Source organism: Nocardiopsis moroccensis (assembly GCF_055763695.1).
In genome coordinates, this window is record NZ_CP199747.1 from 3481298 (window position 1) to 3498875 (window position 17578).

The following is a 17578-nucleotide window of genomic DNA, read 5'->3' on the forward strand; positions in this document are numbered from 1 at the left end:
AGACAGCTCCGGGAACCGGGTGCCAGACTGGGACAGGCTGTACTCCGTGCCGTACCGCGCGTACGACGCGGGCCGATTCGGTGTCCTAGTAATCGAGGCCATGTCTCCTCCCCGCCACAACCTGCCCCTGTCCGCCGGCGAGTTCATCAGATTCGTCGGACGTGAACGCGACATCGTCGACCTGAGCCGCCTGCTGGGCACGGCCAGGATGATCACGCTGACCGGTACCGGCGGGATCGGCAAGACCAGGCTCGCGCTCCACCTCGCCGAGCGTGTACTGCGCCGCTTCCCCGACGGGGTGCGGTTCATCGACCTGAGCGAGGCCTCCACCCGCGAACAGGCGCTGCGCACGGTCGCGACGGGGCTGCACGCCGTAACCGGCGACGCCCGGACCCTGATGGACGGCATCATCACGGCGTTGCGTACCCAGCACCTCCTCCTGCTGCTGGACACCTGCGAGCACGCCGTGGGCCCGGTGGCCGAACTCTGCCAGGCGGTGCTGCGCGACTGCCCCCGGGTGCGGATCCTGGTGACCAGCCGCCAGCCCCTGCACATGCCGGAGGAGAACATCTGGCGGGTCCCGCCGCTCTCCCTGCCCGCGCGCCCCACCCCCACCGACCCCTACGCGCCGGTGCCGGCCCCCATCCCCCGGCGCGACGCCCAGCGCTACGAGTCCGTGCGCCTGTTCCTCACCCGCGCGCACGCGGCCCGCTCCGGGTTCGAGATGACCCGGGAGAACTCGGGTTACGTGGCGGAGATCTGCCGGATGCTCGACGGCATGCCGCTCGCCATCGAGCTGGCCGCCGCCCGGGTCCGGGTGCTGTCGGTCCAGCAGATCCTGCGCCGCCTCGACGACCGTTTCCAACTCCTGACCAGTGACGGGACCGGCAACCTGCCCGCGCGCCAGCGCACCCTGCGCGCCGTGCTGGAGTGGAGCCACGGCATGCTCACCGACGCCGAGCGCCTGCTCCTGCACCGCCTGTCGGTGTTCTCCACCTGGTACCTGGAGGCCGCGGAGGACGTGTGCTCGGGCTCGGGGGTCGATCCCGCCGACATCCTGCCCCTGCACTTCTCGCTGCTGGACAAGTCGCTGGTGGTGATGGACTCCGAGATCAACGGCACCGCCCACTACCGGCTGACCGAGACGGTACGCGTCTACGCCGCCGAGCGCCTGGGCGCCGACGGCGACGAGCGCTGGGAACGCTACCTGCGGTTCTGCGTCGCCCGTCTGGAGGAGGAGGTCAAGGAGGGCGCCTGCCCGCAGACCTGGGAGGAGCGCCTGGGGCGGCTGCGGATGCACGACCACCACCGGGACAACCACGCCCGGGTGGTGGCGTGGGCCCTGTCCAGGGGCCGGGTGGACGAGGCCCTGCGGATCTGCGTGGCCCTGCGCCCCTACTGGCTGGTGCGGGACCTGTCCGCCGAGGGCAGTCGGCTCCTGGAGCAGGTGCTGGCCTGTGAACCCGACGAGCAGTCGCCCCCGCTGCGGGCCCGCGCCCTGGCCCTGCACGCGGAGCTGCGCCTGGGTACGGACTCCGCGCCGCGGGTCGACACCCTGGCCGCGTGCGCCCTGGAGGCGGCGCGGGCCTGCCGTGAACCCGTCGCGGCGGCCTCCGCCCTGGCGACGATGGCGACCCTGTCCCTGCGCAGCGGCGCTCTGGAGGAGGGCGGACGGCAGGCCGAACGCGCCCTGGAGTGGCTCGGCCGGGCCGCGGACCCGATGACCGAGGGCACCACGCGGGACGTGCTGTCCCAGCTGGCCCGGCGGCGGGGCGCCACCGAGGAGGCCGTCGCCCACCTGGAGGAGAGCGCCGGCCTGGCACGGGAGCTGGGCGACCGGTGGGGCGAGGCGCGCTGCCTGCACGGGCTGGGTTCCATCGCGGCGGAGGCCGGTGACCACGACCGGGCCAGTGCGCTGCTGTCCGAGGCCCTGGAGGTCTTCGGCGAACTGCCCTCGGCCCCCTACGCCGCCCAGTGCGCCGCCGACCTGGGCCGGCTCCACCTGGCCGCGCGCGACACCCTGGCCGCCCGCGAACCGCTCGACCGGTGCCTGCGGGTGAGCTTCACGTCCGGTCGGCGGATCGCGGTGGCCCACGCCCTGGAGGCCCTGGCGGAGCTGGCCCTGGCCGAGGAGGAGCCCACCCGTGCCGCGGCCCTGGCCGGGGTGGCCGCGGACCTGAGGACCGCGCTGGACCGGCCGTCCGCGGAGACCGTCCGGCTGCGTTCGGCGGTGGAGCGGCGGGTGGGGGCCGGGCGGGCCACCGAGGCGTGGAACGCCTGGCGTTCGCTGCCCCTGGAGCAGGTGCGCGACCGGGCCCTGGCCTTTCCCCGGCCCCCGGAGTCCCGTGCGAGCGGCCCCGGCTCCCTGACACCCCGGGAACGCGAGATCGCCACGCTGGCCGGGCAGGGCCTGTCCAACAGGGAGATCGCCGGGGTACTCACGATCAGCCAGGCCACCGCCGCACGCCATATCGCGAACATCTTCAGAAAACTCTCGATTTCCTCCAGAACGCAGTTGACCGGCTGGGCCGCCCCGCAGGAGTCCGGCTGAACGGCTGCGTTCGCCCGGCAGCACTTGCACAGTGCGCGTGCACCCGCTAAACCAGAAAGCCCAAGCCCCAGTGCCCACCTCATGACGTCCGCCCCCGCCGCCCCCTGGTCCCTCCTCGGTGGGACCACCCCCGACAGCCCCTACTTGTGAAGGCCATGGCACCTTTGACCGCGCCCGCGCGGCACAATCTCCCCCGGCCGGGTACCAGCTTCGTGGGCCGGGAGCGAGATCTGAGCGATCTGCTCCGCCTGCTCGGCTCAAGCCGGTCCGTCACCCTGTGCGGTGCCGACGGAATCGGCAAGACGCGGCTGGCTCTGCGCGTGGCCGAGCAGTCCACTGTCTCCTTCCCCGACGGTGTGTGGATGGCCGACCTGACCGACGTGCGCACGACCCTGGAGGTCCACGCGCGGATCGCCCATGCCGTGGGCGTGGTCGAGGAGCCCGGGCTCCCCCTCGCGGACACGGTGACCGAGGCGCTGCGCGACCGCCGGCTGCTGCTCGTGCTGGACTCCTGCGAGCACATCGCGGACGAGGTGACCGAGGTCGGTGAGGCCCTGCTCACGGAGTGCCCCGCGGTGTCGGTCCTGTTGACCAGCGAGCTGCCGGTGCGCCTCGCGGGCGGGACGGTGTGGCGGGTGCCCCCGATGGCGCTGCCGGTGGCCGCGCGCAACGCTCCGCCGCCCGATCCGGCCGACGCCGAGTCGGTGCGTCTGTTCCTGGACCGGGCCCGCGCCCGGGACCCCCGGTTCACCGCCTCGGAGGCGGAACTGGAGACCGTGGCGACCCTGTGCGACCTGGCCGGCGGTGTCCCGCTGGGGATCGAGGTGCTGGGCGCGCGGGCCCCGGAGGAGGGCATCGGGGCGCTCACCGAGGGACTGCGCTCCCACCTGGCCTCCCCCGCGCTCCAGCCCGGTCCGGGGCAGGCCGTCTCGCGCAGTCAGGTGCTGCCGCTGGTACTGGACTTCGTCTACCGGTCCCTGCCCGGCCCCGAACAGGTGCTGCTGCGCCGCCTCTCGGTGTTCCGGGGCTGGGACCTGGAGTTGGCCGAGCAGGTGTGCGCGGACGAGGACCTGCCGGAGTCGAACGTTCTCGATCTGCTCACCTGCCTGCTGGACCGGGCGCTGATCACGGTGACCGGTGAGTTCGAGGGCCGGGTGCGCTACCGGCTCCCCGAGGCGGTGCGCCAGTTCGCGCAGGAGCGCCTGATCGCCGCGGGCGAGGGCGAGGCCTTCCAGGACCGGCTGCTGGTGCGCATGCTGCACCTGGTGGAGGACCTGGGGCAGAAGCTGGAGTCGAGCCGGTCGATGCCGTGGTCCGAACGCGACTCCGGTCGTCAGCGGGTCATCGCCGAGTACGACACGCTCAGGTCGCTGCTGCGCTGGTCCCACCAGCGCGGGGCGGCCGAATCCGGACTCCGGCTGTGCGTGAGCCTGGTGGCGCACTGGGTGAGCCACAACAGTTATTCCGAGGGCGCCCACTGGATGGACCGGCTGCTGGCCCTGGAGGAGACCGCCAAGGCGCCCTCCCGGGCGAGGGCGCTCGTCGCCCGGGCCCAGTTGGCACGTGTCCGGCGGGACCACGCCCTGGCCCGTTCCACGGGCGAGGAGGGGCTCCGGCTGTGCCGGGAGGCCGGCGACGACGTGTTCGTCCGCACCTGCCTGAACCTGTTGGCGCTGGTGGAGGTGCGCGACCGCAGGCCGGACCTGGCCTCGGTCCGGGTCGAGGAGGCCCTTCGGCTGTGCCGGGAGGCAGGTGACCTGTGGGGGGAGGCCATCGCCCTGGGGACCAGGGCCGCGCTGGTGGCCCAGCAGGGCGACTACCCCGCCGCCGACCACCACTACAACGCCGCCCTGACCCTGCTGCGGGGGATCGACCACCGCTGGGGGGTGGGGGTGGTCCTGATCGGTCAGGCCCGGGCCGCGGAGGCCAACGGCGACCTGATGACCGCCGACCGCTGTTATCGGGAGGCGTTGGACACCCAGCGGCTGATCAGCGCGACCTCGGAAGAGGCGCGCTGCCTGGCCGGGATCGGCCGGGTCGCACACGCCCAGGGTTCCGTCGGTCAGGCCTACGACTATCTGAGTGAGGGCCTGCTGCTCAGCCACGGGAGCGGACAGCGCGCCGAAGCGGCCCGGACCCTGCTCTCCCTGGCCCGGGCGGCGTTCGGTTCGGGACTGCGCGAGCCCGCCTGCCGCCTGGCCGGAGCGGCCATGGCGGTGCGGTCCCAGGTCGGTCTGCCCGTGCACGGGGCTCCGTGGCCGTTCCTGGACGTGGAGCGGGTCCGCCGGCGGCGTCGGCACCTGGTGGGCTGGTGGGAGCAGGGGTACGTCCTCGGCCTGTCCGAAGCGGTCCGGGAGGCGGAACGGTTGGCCGAGGAGGGCCGCCGTCCCTCCTCCCAGCCGAGCCCCCGGTCCGATTCGCGTCGGGGGCGCAGGGGCGGGGAGCGTGCCGGGCGGACCGCCGGGCCCTGTCCCGAGTCGACGGATCCCCGGCAGCTCCTCACCCGTCGGGAGCTGGAGATCGCCCAGCTGGTGAGCACGGGCAGGAGCAACCCCGAGATCGCCCGGGACCTGTTCATCACACCGTCCACGGCGGCCAGACACGTCGCCAACATCAACCGGAAGATGGGGTTCCACTCGCGGACGCAGATCACCGCGTGGATCGAGCGGCACCGTACGGCCTGACCCCCTCCGGGACGCCGCGCCCGAACGTGCGGTCCGGTCGCGAGAGGGTTGTGTAGTTCCCCCTGCCATGAATCTACATATGCATCTGCATAGCAAGATGCATGTGCATATGGCTGTGAACACGCTAGGCTTCAAGCCATGGGACATCAGGCTCTCGGCACTGCGCGAACAGGGCCCTGCCGGTCCCAGAAACGGCCGTCGGATCCCGGACCGAACACCGGGTTCCCGTCGCGCCGTCGGTTCCGGAGCCGGCTCCGGAACCGGTGGGCAACCGTGCCGGCGCGAGGGAGAACCTGGGGAGGCCCCTCGCGGCGAACGCCCGGCACGGCGCTTCCGGGCTCGTCACGTGGAGGGGGCGTGACGAGCCCGGGTAGCGGTCCCGCCAGAACGCTGTTCGAAGGGGAGAACGCATGGGGGTAGGGCTGACTTCTGGAACCGGACGACCCGGCCGTCACCTGCCGCGTCGGGACGACCCGATCGGCTCACTCACCGGAGGCCTGTGCGAGCGTCTGAGACTGCGGCCCGGCCGCGGCGGGACGATCCGGGGGAGCTCCGGCCGGACCGACGCGCTGACCTTCGCCGCGACGGTCGAACAGGCCGCCGCGGGGTTGAGCCGCCGCGGTATGTGCCTCGGGGACGTCGTCGGCGTACTCGCCCCCGTCTCCCCCGACCGTTTCTTGGCCTCGTACACGGTGATGGCCGTGGGCGGGCGCGCCCTGACCGTCGCGCCCGAATCCGACCTGCGCACCCAATACCGGGCCCTGGCGGAGACCGACGCACGGCTGCTCCTGGTCAGCGCCGACCTGGCCGAACGGGCCCTGGAGCTGGCGGAACGGTCGCGGATCCGGCAGATCATCACGTTCGGCACCGCCCTGGGCACGACGCCCTTCGCCGACCTGCTGCTGCCCAGTCCCGACGGCAACGGCTACAGCCCCGCACGCGGACTGTTCGACAACGGACTCCTGGGCTACGAGACCGTCGGCGACGACATCCTCACCACCCTGCACACCCACCACGATCTCCTGGCCCGCTTCGCGGAACTGCGCGCAGGGCTGGCCCTGACCGCCGACGACGTGGTCGCGGTGGGCGAACGGGGGGACGAGGCCACCCGGCTCGCCCTGGTGGCGCTGGCGCTGTGGACCGGGGCCTGCGTGGTCGCGGGTGACGACTGTCCGCCGCCGGAGGGCCGCCGGGTGACGGTCGCGTGCGACCCCGCGCCCACCCGGATCAGCCTCCCCCACCCGGACGGCGTGCGTTAGGCGTACCGATCGCCGGGGGCAGGACGCCCGCGCGGAGACGTCGACGCGGGCCCGTGCCGGGTCCCGCACCGGTCCGCTCAGGCGGGCTCGGCGACGGCGACCTCGTCGTCGATCTCGAACCAGGCCACGTGCGTCGCCTCGCTCCGGTACTCGCCGCTGCGCGTGGCGCAGCTGTCGACGATGAGCTTGCCGCGCCCGTAGTCGCCGCCGTCCTCCCGGACGTGACCGCCCTCGGAGTCGGCCGGGTCGCGTTCGCCCTGATCGGCGACGGCCACCCGGAGCCGACCCGCGTCGGAGCGGATGAACAGGGTCATCACCCCGCCGCTCTGTCCCGAACGCGAGTGCAGCAGGGCGTTGGTGGCCAGCTCGCTGACGGCCAGCTCGGCGTCGTCCATGGCACCCTCGCTGTGCCCGGTCCTGGTGAGGAACTCACGGACCCGGGCGCGGATGGACCGCACCGCGGTCAGGTTCCCCGCACAACTCCACACGGTGTGGTCGGTGACCCCACCCGTGAGGTCGCCGACGTCGATCGTCGGTGCGGTCGACGTCGCGGCGTCTGGGGCATCCGCGGGCACGTGGTCCCGGAGTTGCCTCGCCTCAGCCATCCGGTCACTCCAATCACCCGCGACGGGCGCGCGGGTTGCGCCGCCTGCACTCACCTTAGACAAGGGTGTACCTGCTCCAGAACAGCACACCCGCGTTCCCAACGCTGGGGATTGGCCACAAAACCCCGTCCCGTGTCCTCCCCGATGAGGACAAAGGAAACTGCCCGCGGTCCAGTACCGGCCATGTGAGGTGTAACACGTTGGCAATACCCGACAGCGACCGGACCGCCGCCCGACCCGCGCACGCCCCCGGAACGGGGGCCGCCGTCTCGGGAACGCACCCGGGGCCGAGCCCGGCCGAACAGACCTCACCCTGGGTAGCCGACCCACCGGGAAACACGAAAAAGCAGCGACTAAACGCCACGTTTTCGCTACCCGGCGACAACGATGAGGACACAACGGGAAGCGATGGAAGCGCGCCCATGAGCGCTGGCACGGCTCGGGCGGCATGCGCACACGACCGCTCTCGGCTCCCGCCCATACCACCTGAAACCCCCAGGCCACAGCGTGTTTCAACAGTCTCCGAAACACCACTCCAGACAGACGGCAGGAAATCTCCTGGACACCCCCATCCCGCTCACGCCGTCGTTTGACGCTTCCTGTAGTGCGAACAAGGATCGTTGGGGGCCGATACCGACAAAAACCCCAGGGGTACCTCCAGCCCCACCGTGTCACCACGGTGTCGGCCGACCGAAGTTCCCCGTCCCACATGAGGTGTCCCGTGCCTGCCCTGCCCGAAGACTCCACCCCCGCCGCGAACCGCTTCACCTCCCGCCGGAGCCTGCTCAAGGCCTCCGCCGCCGGCGCGGCCGTCGCACCGGTCCTGGCCGCCTGCGGCAGTGACTCCGAGTCCGGCGGCGCCGGCGGCGGCGAGCCCCAGTACGGCGGCCGCCTGAAGGTCGGCATCGCCGGCGGCGGCGCCAACGACACGCTGGACGCGCACAATCCCACCGACAACGTCGACATCGCGCGCAACTACGCCCTCTACACCTCCCTCATGCACTTCGCCAACGACGGCACGCTCGAGCCGTACCTGGCCGAGTCGATGGAGCCCAACGACGACGCCACCGAGTGGACCGTGGTGCTGCGGGAGGGGCTGCTCTTCCACGACGACTCCCCGGTCACCGCCGAGGCGGTCCTCTTCTCCCTGGAGCGCATCCTCGACCCCGATAACCCCATGCGCGGCGCGGGCGACCTGGAGGGCGTCGACCTGGCCAAGACCGAGATCGTCGACGACCGCACGGTGGTCATCCGCACCGACGAACCCTTCGTGACCCTGCCCGAGGCACTCGCCGAGTACTACAACTGCGTCGTCCCGGTGGGCTACGACCCCAAGAACCCGATCGGTTCCGGCCCCTTCAAGTACTCCGAGTTCAAGGTCGGCGAGTACAGCGTCTTCGAGCGCCACGAGGGCTACCACGTCGAGGGCCGGCCCTACGTGGACGAGCTGGAGATCGTGGACTTCCCCGAGGACGACGCCCGCGTCAACGCGCTCAGCAGCGGCACCGTCGACGTGATCAGCCAGGTTCCGCACGCCCAGGTCGCCATCATCGAGGGCGACCCCAGCGTGAACATCCTGGAGTCCGAGACCGGCATGTGGCTGCCGTTCACGATGAACATCGAGAAGAAGCCCTTCGACGACGTCCGCGTCCGCCAGGCCTTCCGGCTGATCGTCGACCGCCAGGAGATGATCGACCAGGCGCTGGCCGGATACGGCCAGATCGGCAACGACATGTACGCGCGGATGGACCCCTCCTACCCCGAGGACTTCGAGCAGCGCGAGCAGGACATCGACGAGGCCAAGCGCCTGCTGGCCGAGGCCGGCCACGAGGACGGGCTGGAGGTCGAGCTGGTCACCTCCGACATCAACGCCGGTGTGGTCGCCGCCGCCGAGGTCTTCCAGGAGCAGGCCCGCGAGGCCGGGGTCACCGTCAACCTGCGCCGGGTCAACCCCAGCGACTACTGGAGCCCGGAGGAGGGCTTCCCCTACGCCTTCGGCCAGGACTTCTGGAGCGCCCGCAACTACATCACCCAGACCGCCCAGGGCTCGATCGTGGGCGCGCCCTACAACGAGACCATGTGGGGCGAGCACGAGGAGTGGCTCGGCTACCTGGAGGAGGCGCGCCGGACCGCCGACGAGGACGAGCGCAACGAGCTGATCCGCAAGGCGCAGGAGATCGAGTACGAGGAGGGCGGCTACATCGTGTGGGGCTTCGTGAACCTGCTCGACGCCCACGCCGCCTCCGTGCACGGCCTGGAGCCGGCGGTCTCGGGGCACCCGCTCGGCTCCTACGCCTTCCACACCATGTGGAAGGAGCAGTCCTAGCGGACGTCCGGTTCCCGAGCCCACCCCGCTGACGAAAGCTCACCATGACCCGACTCATCGTCGTCCGCCTCCTCTTCGGCGCACTGACGCTCTGGGCGGTGTCCCTCGTGGTCTTCGCGGCCACGCAGGCACTGCCCGGCGACGCGGCCCAGCTGATCCTGGGCCGCGACGCCACCCCGGAGCGGCTGGAGGCGCTGCGCGACCAGCTCAACCTGCACGAGCCCGTGGCCGTGCAGTACATGCAATGGCTCCAGGGGATCGTCCAGGGCGACCTGGGCACCTCCTTCTCCAACGGGCTGCCCGTCGCCGAGTACCTTCTGAGCCCCGTCCAGAGCTCGCTGACCCTGATGGGGCTGGCAGCCCTGGTCGCCACCCCCGTCTCCCTGTTCATCGGCGCGTTCAGCGCCCTGCGCCGGGACCGCACCTTCGACCACACCTCCTCGATGGGCACCCTGGTCGTGGCGTCCATCCCCGAGTTCGTGGTCGGCATCCTGCTGATCCTGATGCTCGGCCCGGGCGGCCTGGGACTCTTCCCGTCCGTCTACGCCCGTGAGGGCGGCCCCGAGCAGTGGATCCTTCCGGTGCTGACACTGGCGCTGGCGGTGGCCCCGCCGATCGTCCGCATGATGCGGGCGACGATGATCGAGGTCCTGGAGAGCGAGTACGTGCAACAGGCCCGGCTCAAGGGCATGAGCGAGCGCACGGTGCTGTGGCGGCACGCCGCGCCCAACGCGATCGGGCCGGTGGCCCAGGTGGTCGCCCTCCAACTGGCCTGGCTGGCCGGCGGTGTGGTGGCCATCGAGTTCCTGTTCAACTTCCCCGGTGTCGGCAAGGTCCTCATGGACGCCATCGAGAACCGCGACGTGCCGCTGATCCAGGCCGTGGTTCTGCTCATCGCGGGGATCTACATCCTGGTCAACCTGATCGCGGACGTGATCGGGCTGGCGGCCAACCCGAAGGTGAGGGTCGCGAACCGATGAGTGGATCTTCGACGAGTACCGCCCCCGCGGCGCCGGCGCGGCGCCGTCCGGGGCTCTTCCGGACCGCGTGGCGGTTCGGCCGCACCAAGGTCGGTGTGGCCCTGACCGCCCTCATCGTCCTGATCGCCGTACTGGGCCCGTTCGTGGCCCCGTACACCCCGACCGAGTTCGTGGCCAAACCGTACGAGACGGGCGTCGACGGTGCCCTGTTCGGCGGGGACAACCGCGGCCGTGACGTGCTGACCCGCTTCATGTGGGGCGGCTGGACGCTGCTCCTGCTGGCCGGTTCGGCCGCCGCCGTCGGCGTGGCCGCCGGAACGGTGGTCGGCATCATCGCCGGTTACCGCCGCGGCTGGGTGGACGACGTCCTCATGCGGACCAACGACGTGCTGCTGGCCTTCCCGCAGCTGATCGCCGCGCTGCTGGTGATGTCGATCATCGGCCCGAAGGTGTGGCTGATCGTGGCGGTCATCGCCGTCTCGCACATGCCGCGGGTCGCCCGGGTCATCCGCGAGGCCACCCGCAAGGTGATCGAGCAGGACTACGTGAAGGCCGCCGAGGCGATCGGGCTGCCGCGCTGGCGGATCATGACGGTGGAGATCCTGCCGAACGTGACCAGCCCGCTGCTGGTGGAGCTGGGTCTGCGCCTGACCTACTCCATCGGCGTGGTGGCCGTGCTCGGCTTCCTCGGCATGGGCCTGCAGCCGCCCACCGCGGACTGGGGCCTGATGATCAACGAGAACCGCCAGGGCATGGCCGTGCAGCCGTGGGCGGTGGCACTGCCCGTGACGGCGATCGCGGTGCTGACCGTCGGCGCCAACCTCATCACCGACGGGCTCTCCCGTGCGGCGATCGGTATCGACCGGGGGGTCGAGAAGTGACGGAGAACGAGCACACGGAGAACACGGACACGGGGTCCGGGGCCACCGGCGGCGCGGCCCGCGACGGCGAGGCCGTGCTGGTGGTCGACGGGCTGACCGTGATCGGTCGCCCCTCGGACGTCGAGATCATCAGCGGCGTCTCGATCACCGTGAAGCGGGGCGAGATCCTCGGCCTGGTCGGGGAGTCCGGTTCGGGCAAGACCACGCTGGGGCTGTCACTGCTGGCGCACTGCAAGCGCGCCACGGAGATCACCGGCGGCCATGTGCGTGTCGGCGGCCAGGACCTGGCCGGGCTGGACGAGAAGGGGGTCCGGCGGCTGCGCGGCCGCGCGGTGGCCTACATCCCCCAGTCGCCCGCCTCCGCGCTCAACCCGGCCCTGCGCCTGGGTGTACAGCTGCGGGAGGCCCTGCACGACGACTCGTTGTCGGAGCAGGAGGTCGTCGGGCGGGTCCGCGAGGTCCTGCGCGAGGTGGCGCTGCCCGACGACGACGCCTTCCTGCGCCGTTACCCGCACCAGCTGTCCGGCGGCCAGCAGCAGCGGGTGGCGATCGCGATGGCGTTCGTGGGCCGTCCGGAGGTGATCGTGCTCGACGAGCCGACCACCGGACTGGACGTGACCACGCAGGCGCACGTGCTGGAGACCATCCGGGCGATGACCCGTGACTACGGGACCGCCGGTGTGTACATCAGCCACGACATGGCCGTGGTGGCCGACCTGGCCGACGACATCGCGGTCATGTACCGGGGCGAGGTCGTCGAGCGCGGACGCGCCGCCGAGGTGCTCTCCGACCCCCGGCACGCCTACACCCGGCAACTGCTGCTGGCGGTGCCGCTGCTGCGGACGTCCGGGCACGAGGAGGCCGAGCCGGAGGAGGAGCCGCTGCTGCGGGTCTCCGGTCTGACCGCCGGGTACGGGCGCACGAAGGTGCTGGAGGGGATCGACATCTCGGTCTCCCGCGGCGAGTGCGTGGCCCTGCTGGGCGAGTCGGGTTCGGGCAAGACGACCCTGTCGCGTTCGGTGGCGGGTCTGCACCACCAGTTCACCGGTGAGGTCCTCTTCGACGGCGATCGGCTCGCGACCAGCAGCTACCGCCGTACGGCCGCGCAGCGCCGCCGGGTGCAGTACGTGTTCCAGAACCCGTACGAGGCGCTGAACCCGCGCAAGCGGGTGCGGGAGCAGATCCTGGGCCCGTACCGGCACCTGGTGGGCCGTCCGAAGGACCCGGACGCCGTGGTGGCCGAGTCCCTGGAGCGGGCCGCGCTGCCCGCCTCCTACGCGGACCGCTTCCCCGAGCAGCTCAGCGGGGGCGAACGCCAGCGCGTGTGTATCGCGCGTGCGGTGGCGACCGACCCGGCCCTGCTGGTGTGCGACGAGATCACCTCGGCGCTGGACGTGTCGGTGCAGGCGGAGATCGTGAAGCTGCTGCGCGGCCTCCAGGACCAGGGCATGGCGCTGCTGTTCGTCACGCACAACATCGCGCTGGTGTCCAACATCGCGGACCGGGTCGCCATCCTCAACAAGGGCGAGATCGTCGAGTACGGTCCGGTCGGTCAGGTCATGTCGGCACCGCAGCACGAGTACACGCGCGCGCTGATCGCCGACACCCCGGACTTCGAGCTGTCCTTCCCGGGCGCCCAGGAGCGTCTGGGCCTGGCGGAGGAGGAGCGGGCCGTGGAGGGCTAGACGAACGGAGAACGAGTCCGGAAGAGGGGGCGGGGTGCGCGGGACGCGCACCCCGCCCCCTCGCTGTCACTCGGACGCACCGAGGCCACCATCACTGCGCTGATTCGGGGTTTTTGCGCTGGTTGGCCCTGAAGCGCGCCTTTTTCTGGCGATTTCCGCACGTGTTCATGTCGCACCATTTGCGGGTGCGGCTTTGGCTGGTGTCGAAGAAAGCGGCCTGACAGGTCGGCGATGCGCACAGGGCCAGCCTTCCGTCCCGCTCGCCCGCGATGACGCTGATCGCGTCGGCGGCGATCACGCTGAGGGCGTCTTCCACGCTGGAGGCGGAGCTGAGCCGCCAGCACCGCTTGCCCTCGGGCGTCAGGATCGCCGCGGCCCGGCCCTGAGCGCTGCGGTCGTTGATGACCTGGACGGCGACCTCCGGGAGGGCGTCCTGGGTCGCGGCCGCTGTCGCTGCGGCGTGGATCGACTCCCTCAGCTCACGAGCGAGGTCGAGCTGGGCAGTGGTGCAGGAGTCCACGGCGAGGCCGCTCACGGCCAGCCAGTCGACGAGTCGGTGCGGCGTGGGGACGCGCTCCACAGCGTCGCCGTGACGCTCCGACAGAGTCGCCGTGAAGCTGGTCGCCAGCACGTTGCCGAGGCGGAATTCAGGGAAGCCAGCGCACATGGAACCACCTTAGCCGGTTGCGGCAGGACTCGGAGGAGTATTAGAACCGGCTTAGACGGTTCCACAATGGCCTGGAGGTCTCATGCTCCGTCCCAACAGCGACGTGCAGGCGTTCGAAGCCCGCACTACCGACGCCGACCTCGACGATCTGCGCGCGCGGCTGGCCGCGGCGCGGCTGCCGGAGACCGAGACGGTCCACCGCTCCGCACCAGGCCCGGGGCGTTGGGAACAGGGCGTTCCGCTCGCCGATCTCGTCGATGTCGTGGACTACTGGCGCACCGGGTACGACTGGCGGTCGTTCGAGGAGCGCCTGAACCGGATCGGCCAGTTCCGCACGAACGTTGACGGTCTGGGGATCCACTTCCTGCACCGCCGGTCCGCACGCGCGGACGCCACTCCGCTGGTCCTGACCCACGGCTGGCCGGGCAGCGTCGCCGAGTTCACCGACGTGGTGGACGAGCTGGCGGACCCGAAGGACGCGGACGCGCCGGCGTTCCACGTCGTGGCCCCGTCGCTACCAGGCTTCGGGTACAGCGACAAGCCGACCGCCACCGGGTGGGGAATCGAAAGGATCGCGGCCGCCTGGGTCGAGCTGATGGGAAGGCTCGGCTACGGCAGGTTCTTGGCCCACGGCGGCGACTGGGGAAGCAACGTCACCACGGTTCTCGGAGGCAGGTTCCCGGCGCACGTGCTCGGCATCCACACGACGGTGGCGCATGCGCCGCCGGGGTTGGCAACGGACGGACTGACGGCGGTCGAACGCGGGTGGACCGAGCAGACCCGGGACTTCTGGCACCACCGCGCGGCGTACGCGAAGCAGCAGGCGACCCGGCCGCAGACCATCGGCTACTCGCTCGTCGACTCACCCGTCGGGCTTCTCGCCTGGATCCTCGACAAGTTCGCCGAGTGGACGGACACCGAGGACAGCCCGTTCGAGACGGTTTCCAGGAACCGCGTTCTCGACAACGTCACCCTGTACTGGCTGACGCGGACCGGCGCGTCGTCAGCGCGTATCTACTACGAGAGCCACGACTCGCTGGACCCCGACCTCCGGGTCGACGTCCCGTCGGCGGTCAGCACGTATCCCCGCGACATCGAGAAGTATCCGCGTCCCTGGGCACAGGAACGGTACCGGCAGATCGTCCGATGGAACTCGCCCGAAACCGGGGGGCACTTCCCGTCGCTGGAGGTTCCCGAGTACTTCGTCAAGGATCTGCGGGAGGGCCTCGCGGCGGTGCTGGCCGCTCATCGGCACGAGGAGGGACGGCAGGGGTAAGGCCGTACCGGCGAGCCGCATCCAGGCAACGTGCTCAACACGAAGAACGGCCCGTTGTTCGTCGACCTCGAGACGTGCTGCCGTGGCCCCGTCGAGTTCGACCTCGCCCATGTTCCCGAGACGGTCTGCGAGCACTACCCGAACATCGACCGAGGGCTGCTGGACGAGTGCCGACAGCTCGTCCTCTCGATGGTCGCGGCGTGGCGTCGGGATCGTGGCGACGAGTTCCCGAAGGGGCGACTGTTCGGAGAAGAACTCCTGCGCGCGCTGCGCGACGGCCCTCCTTGGCAGACCCTCGACATGATGGACGAGCGGCTGGACGACCTGTGGAAGCCGCCGGAGGTCACGTGGGAACGGCAGGCGACCGGGCAGCGGGGCTCCAGGTCTGGGCCGGGGTCACGGGTGAGGGTCGGGGTCGGAAACGTCGGTCCTGGCCGGCGGGCGGGTCATGGTGGCCATGACCAGCAGCCCCAGGGCCGAGGTGCCGAACAGGAGCGCGCCCATCGGGACCGCCGTGGACTCGTCCAGGCCGACCAGGGGGGCGACCGCGGCGCCGATCAGCATGGGCAGGGCGCCCAGGAGTGAGCCGGCGCTCCCGGCCCGGTTCTCCTGGCCCTCCATCGCCAGGGCGAACGAGCCGGTGAGGACCATGCCCATGCAGGTCATGTAGACGAAGATGGGCACGACCAGGAGCACCAGCGGGCCCTGGAGGAGCGCGGTGGCGAGCACCACCGACGTTGCCGCCACCGCGGTGGCCACGGCCAGACGCAGCAGGGAGCGTTCACCGAACCTCTCGCTGAGCCGGCCCACGGCGGTGCTGCCCAGGATGATCGCGATGCCGTTGACCCCGAAGAGCACCCCGAAGACCTGCGGGGACACCTCGTACAGGTCCTGGTAGACGAACGGGGTCCCGGCGACGTAGGCGAAGCTGCCGCCGTGCAGCAGCCCGACCACCAGGGTGTAACCCAGGTACCGGCGGTCGCGCAGCAGGGCGCCCATCGTGCGCAGACTGCCGCCCGGGGTGCCGGGGATGCGGCGCTCCCTCGGAAGGGTCTCCGGCAGGCGCAGGGCGACGACCAGCACGATCACGGCGCCGAGCAGGGCGAGCGTCCAAAAGACGCTCCGCCAGTCGGTGAAGGGCAACCACAGGACCCCGCCGCCGAGCACGGGCGCCGCCATCGGTGCCACCGCGACCACGGCCATGATCAGGGCGAAGAACCGGGTCAGCGCCGCGCCGTCGAAGACGTCGCGCACCACCGCCCGGGAGAGCACCACGCCCGCGCTGGCCGTGAACCCCTGGAGGAAGCGGCCGAGCACCAGCACCGCCGTGCCGGGGGCGAGGGCGCACATGGCCGAGGCCAGGACGAACAGGGCGAGGCAGACCAGGAGCGGGCCCCTGCGACCCCGGGCGTCGCTGAGCGGCCCGATCACCACCTGACCGACGGCGAGTCCGACCAGGCAGGAGGTCAGACTCAACTGCACCTGTGAGGCGTTGGCCCCGAGGTCGGCGGAGATCTCCGGAAATGCCGGAAGGTACATGTCGATGTTGAGCGGGCCCAACACCGTGAGCAGGGCGAGCAGGAGGGCCAGGCCCAGGCGGGCGCGCCCGGTCGGGTTGCGGAGCATCAGGCCTCTCTCGGGCACCAGGGGACGTGGGCGGGGCGGCCCGTCCACGGTACCGAGCCGTCGCGCCGGCGCCCCCGTGCCCGGGCCCAACCTGACGGGAACCGGTCAGGAAGGGGATTCGGGCGGGCGCGGCCATCGGGCGGGCACGGTCAGAAGAGCACCGACATGACCTCTCCGACCTGCCGGAAGCCGACCCGCTGGTAGGTGGCGCGGGCCGGGGTGTTGAAGTCGTTGACGTACAGCGTCACCCGGGGTGCGATCTCGGCCAGCGCGTAGTTGACCACCGCGGCCATACCCGCGCTGGAGTGGCCCCGGCCGCGCAGGTCGGGATGTACCCACACGCCCTGGACCTGGCAGGCGTGCCGGGTGACGGCACCGATCTCGGCCTTGAAGACCACGCGGCCGTCCTCGATCCGCGCGAAGGCGCGGCCGGTGCGGACCAGTTCCTCGACGCGGGCGCGGTAGAGCGCGCCGCCGTCGCCGGAGTCCGGCGGCACCCCGACCTCCTCGGTGAACATGGCGACGCAGGCGGGCACCAGGGTGTTGATCTCGTGGATCCGGACGCGTCGCACCAGTGGGTCGGGGGCGACCTCGGGCGGCCCGTCGATCTCCAGGACCGGCTGGCTGGCCCGGATCACGCGGGCCGGGCCCCAGGCCGGGGTGACCTGTTGCCAGAAGTCGTTGACCGCCTCCACCGGGCCGACGATCGAGGAGCAGCGGCGGCCCCGCCAGCGGGCGTGGTCGGCGAAGCTGCGCACGGCGGCCGGTCCGGCGTTGACCGGGACGAGGTTGGCGCCCGAGTAGCACAGGGCGGTGAGCCTGCCGCGTTCGGTGTGGCCCCAGACCTCGGCACCGCCGCCCCCGGAGATACCGGTGGTCATCAGGCGTGAGGCGACGAAGACGTTGCCCACGGGGTCGGTGTCCAGGAGCGCGCTGACGGCCTCCCGGTCTCGTTCTCCAAGGATCCGAACCGCCGAGGTTCGCAGCATCGCATCTCCCCCATCTACCCGGTCACCGTGTCCGGCGGGATACCGGAGC

The 17578-nt window shown here is 71.4% G+C and carries 12 protein-coding genes and 1 pseudogene; 9 read left to right on the forward strand and 4 right to left on the reverse strand.

Annotation, left to right across the window (positions count from 1 at the left end):
• Positions 1 to 100 precede the first annotated feature (100 nt).
• From ACUKCB_RS15495 to ACUKCB_RS15505, 3 genes are all read left to right on the forward strand, one after another.
• Complete coding sequence (locus tag ACUKCB_RS15495) at positions 101 to 2551, forward strand: ATP-binding protein (protein WP_473036325.1); 2451 nt, start codon at positions 101 to 103, stop codon at positions 2549 to 2551.
• A gap of 164 nt (positions 2552 to 2715) precedes the next feature.
• Positions 2716 to 5235: a LuxR C-terminal-related transcriptional regulator gene (locus tag ACUKCB_RS15500; protein ID WP_473041023.1), complete on the forward strand. Its 2520-nt coding sequence runs from the start codon at positions 2716 to 2718 to the stop codon at positions 5233 to 5235.
• A gap of 410 nt (positions 5236 to 5645) precedes the next feature.
• Positions 5646 to 6494 (forward strand): AMP-binding protein, encoded by an 849-nt coding sequence (locus ACUKCB_RS15505; RefSeq protein ID WP_473036326.1) that lies wholly within the window; start codon positions 5646 to 5648, stop codon positions 6492 to 6494.
• Between the two features lie 77 nt (positions 6495 to 6571).
• Here the strand turns inward: ACUKCB_RS15505 and ACUKCB_RS15510 are convergent, their stop codons facing one another.
• Positions 6572 to 7099 (reverse strand): ATP-binding protein, encoded by a 528-nt coding sequence (locus ACUKCB_RS15510; RefSeq protein ID WP_473036327.1) that lies wholly within the window; start codon positions 7097 to 7099, stop codon positions 6572 to 6574.
• A 721-nt stretch (positions 7100 to 7820) separates the two neighbouring features.
• Between ACUKCB_RS15510 and ACUKCB_RS15515 the strand changes: the two genes are divergently transcribed.
• Genes ACUKCB_RS15515 through ACUKCB_RS15530 form a run of 4 tightly spaced genes read left to right on the forward strand, consistent with a single transcriptional unit; the run spans position 7821 to position 12971 of the window.
• Positions 7821 to 9425, forward strand: coding sequence for an ABC transporter substrate-binding protein (locus tag ACUKCB_RS15515; protein ID WP_473036328.1), 1605 nt, complete (start codon positions 7821 to 7823; stop codon positions 9423 to 9425).
• Positions 9426 to 9469: 44 nt separating this feature from the next.
• The gene (locus ACUKCB_RS15520; protein ID WP_473036329.1) at positions 9470 to 10405 is read left to right on the forward strand and encodes an ABC transporter permease; all 936 of its coding nucleotides are present in this window, start codon (positions 9470 to 9472) and stop codon (positions 10403 to 10405) included.
• Complete coding sequence (locus ACUKCB_RS15525; protein WP_473036330.1) at positions 10402 to 11286, forward strand: ABC transporter permease; 885 nt, start codon at positions 10402 to 10404, stop codon at positions 11284 to 11286. The genes ACUKCB_RS15520 and ACUKCB_RS15525 overlap by 4 nt, the downstream gene beginning before the upstream one ends.
• A complete protein-coding gene (locus ACUKCB_RS15530; RefSeq protein WP_473036331.1) occupies positions 11283 to 12971 on the forward strand; it encodes an ABC transporter ATP-binding protein in 1689 nt (562 codons plus the stop codon). Before ACUKCB_RS15525 ends, ACUKCB_RS15530 begins: the two co-directional genes overlap by 4 nt.
• Positions 12972 to 13062: 91 nt before the next feature.
• Here the strand turns inward: ACUKCB_RS15530 and ACUKCB_RS15535 are convergent, their stop codons facing one another.
• Positions 13063 to 13638, reverse strand: coding sequence for a CGNR zinc finger domain-containing protein (locus ACUKCB_RS15535; protein ID WP_473036332.1), 576 nt, complete (start codon positions 13636 to 13638; stop codon positions 13063 to 13065).
• A gap of 82 nt (positions 13639 to 13720) precedes the next feature.
• On the opposite strand from ACUKCB_RS15535, the gene ACUKCB_RS15540 reads away from it, so the two are divergent.
• Together ACUKCB_RS15540 and ACUKCB_RS15545 are read left to right on the forward strand one after the other, a co-directional pair.
• Positions 13721 to 14914 (forward strand): epoxide hydrolase family protein, encoded by a 1194-nt coding sequence (locus ACUKCB_RS15540; protein WP_473036333.1) that lies wholly within the window; start codon positions 13721 to 13723, stop codon positions 14912 to 14914.
• Between the two features lie 9 nt (positions 14915 to 14923).
• Positions 14924 to 15235: pseudogene (locus ACUKCB_RS15545) on the forward strand (phosphotransferase); the annotation flags it as partial.
• 75 nt (positions 15236 to 15310) lie between these two features.
• On the opposite strand, the gene ACUKCB_RS15550 reads toward ACUKCB_RS15545, so the two are convergent.
• Both ACUKCB_RS15550 and ACUKCB_RS15555 read right to left on the reverse strand, forming a co-directional pair.
• Positions 15311 to 16540: a Bcr/CflA family efflux MFS transporter gene (locus ACUKCB_RS15550; protein WP_473036334.1), complete on the reverse strand. Its 1230-nt coding sequence runs from the start codon at positions 16538 to 16540 to the stop codon at positions 15311 to 15313.
• A gap of 149 nt (positions 16541 to 16689) precedes the next feature.
• Positions 16690 to 17529: a GNAT family N-acetyltransferase gene (locus ACUKCB_RS15555; RefSeq protein ID WP_473036335.1), complete on the reverse strand. Its 840-nt coding sequence runs from the start codon at positions 17527 to 17529 to the stop codon at positions 16690 to 16692.
• Positions 17530 to 17578: the final 49 nt, after the last annotated feature.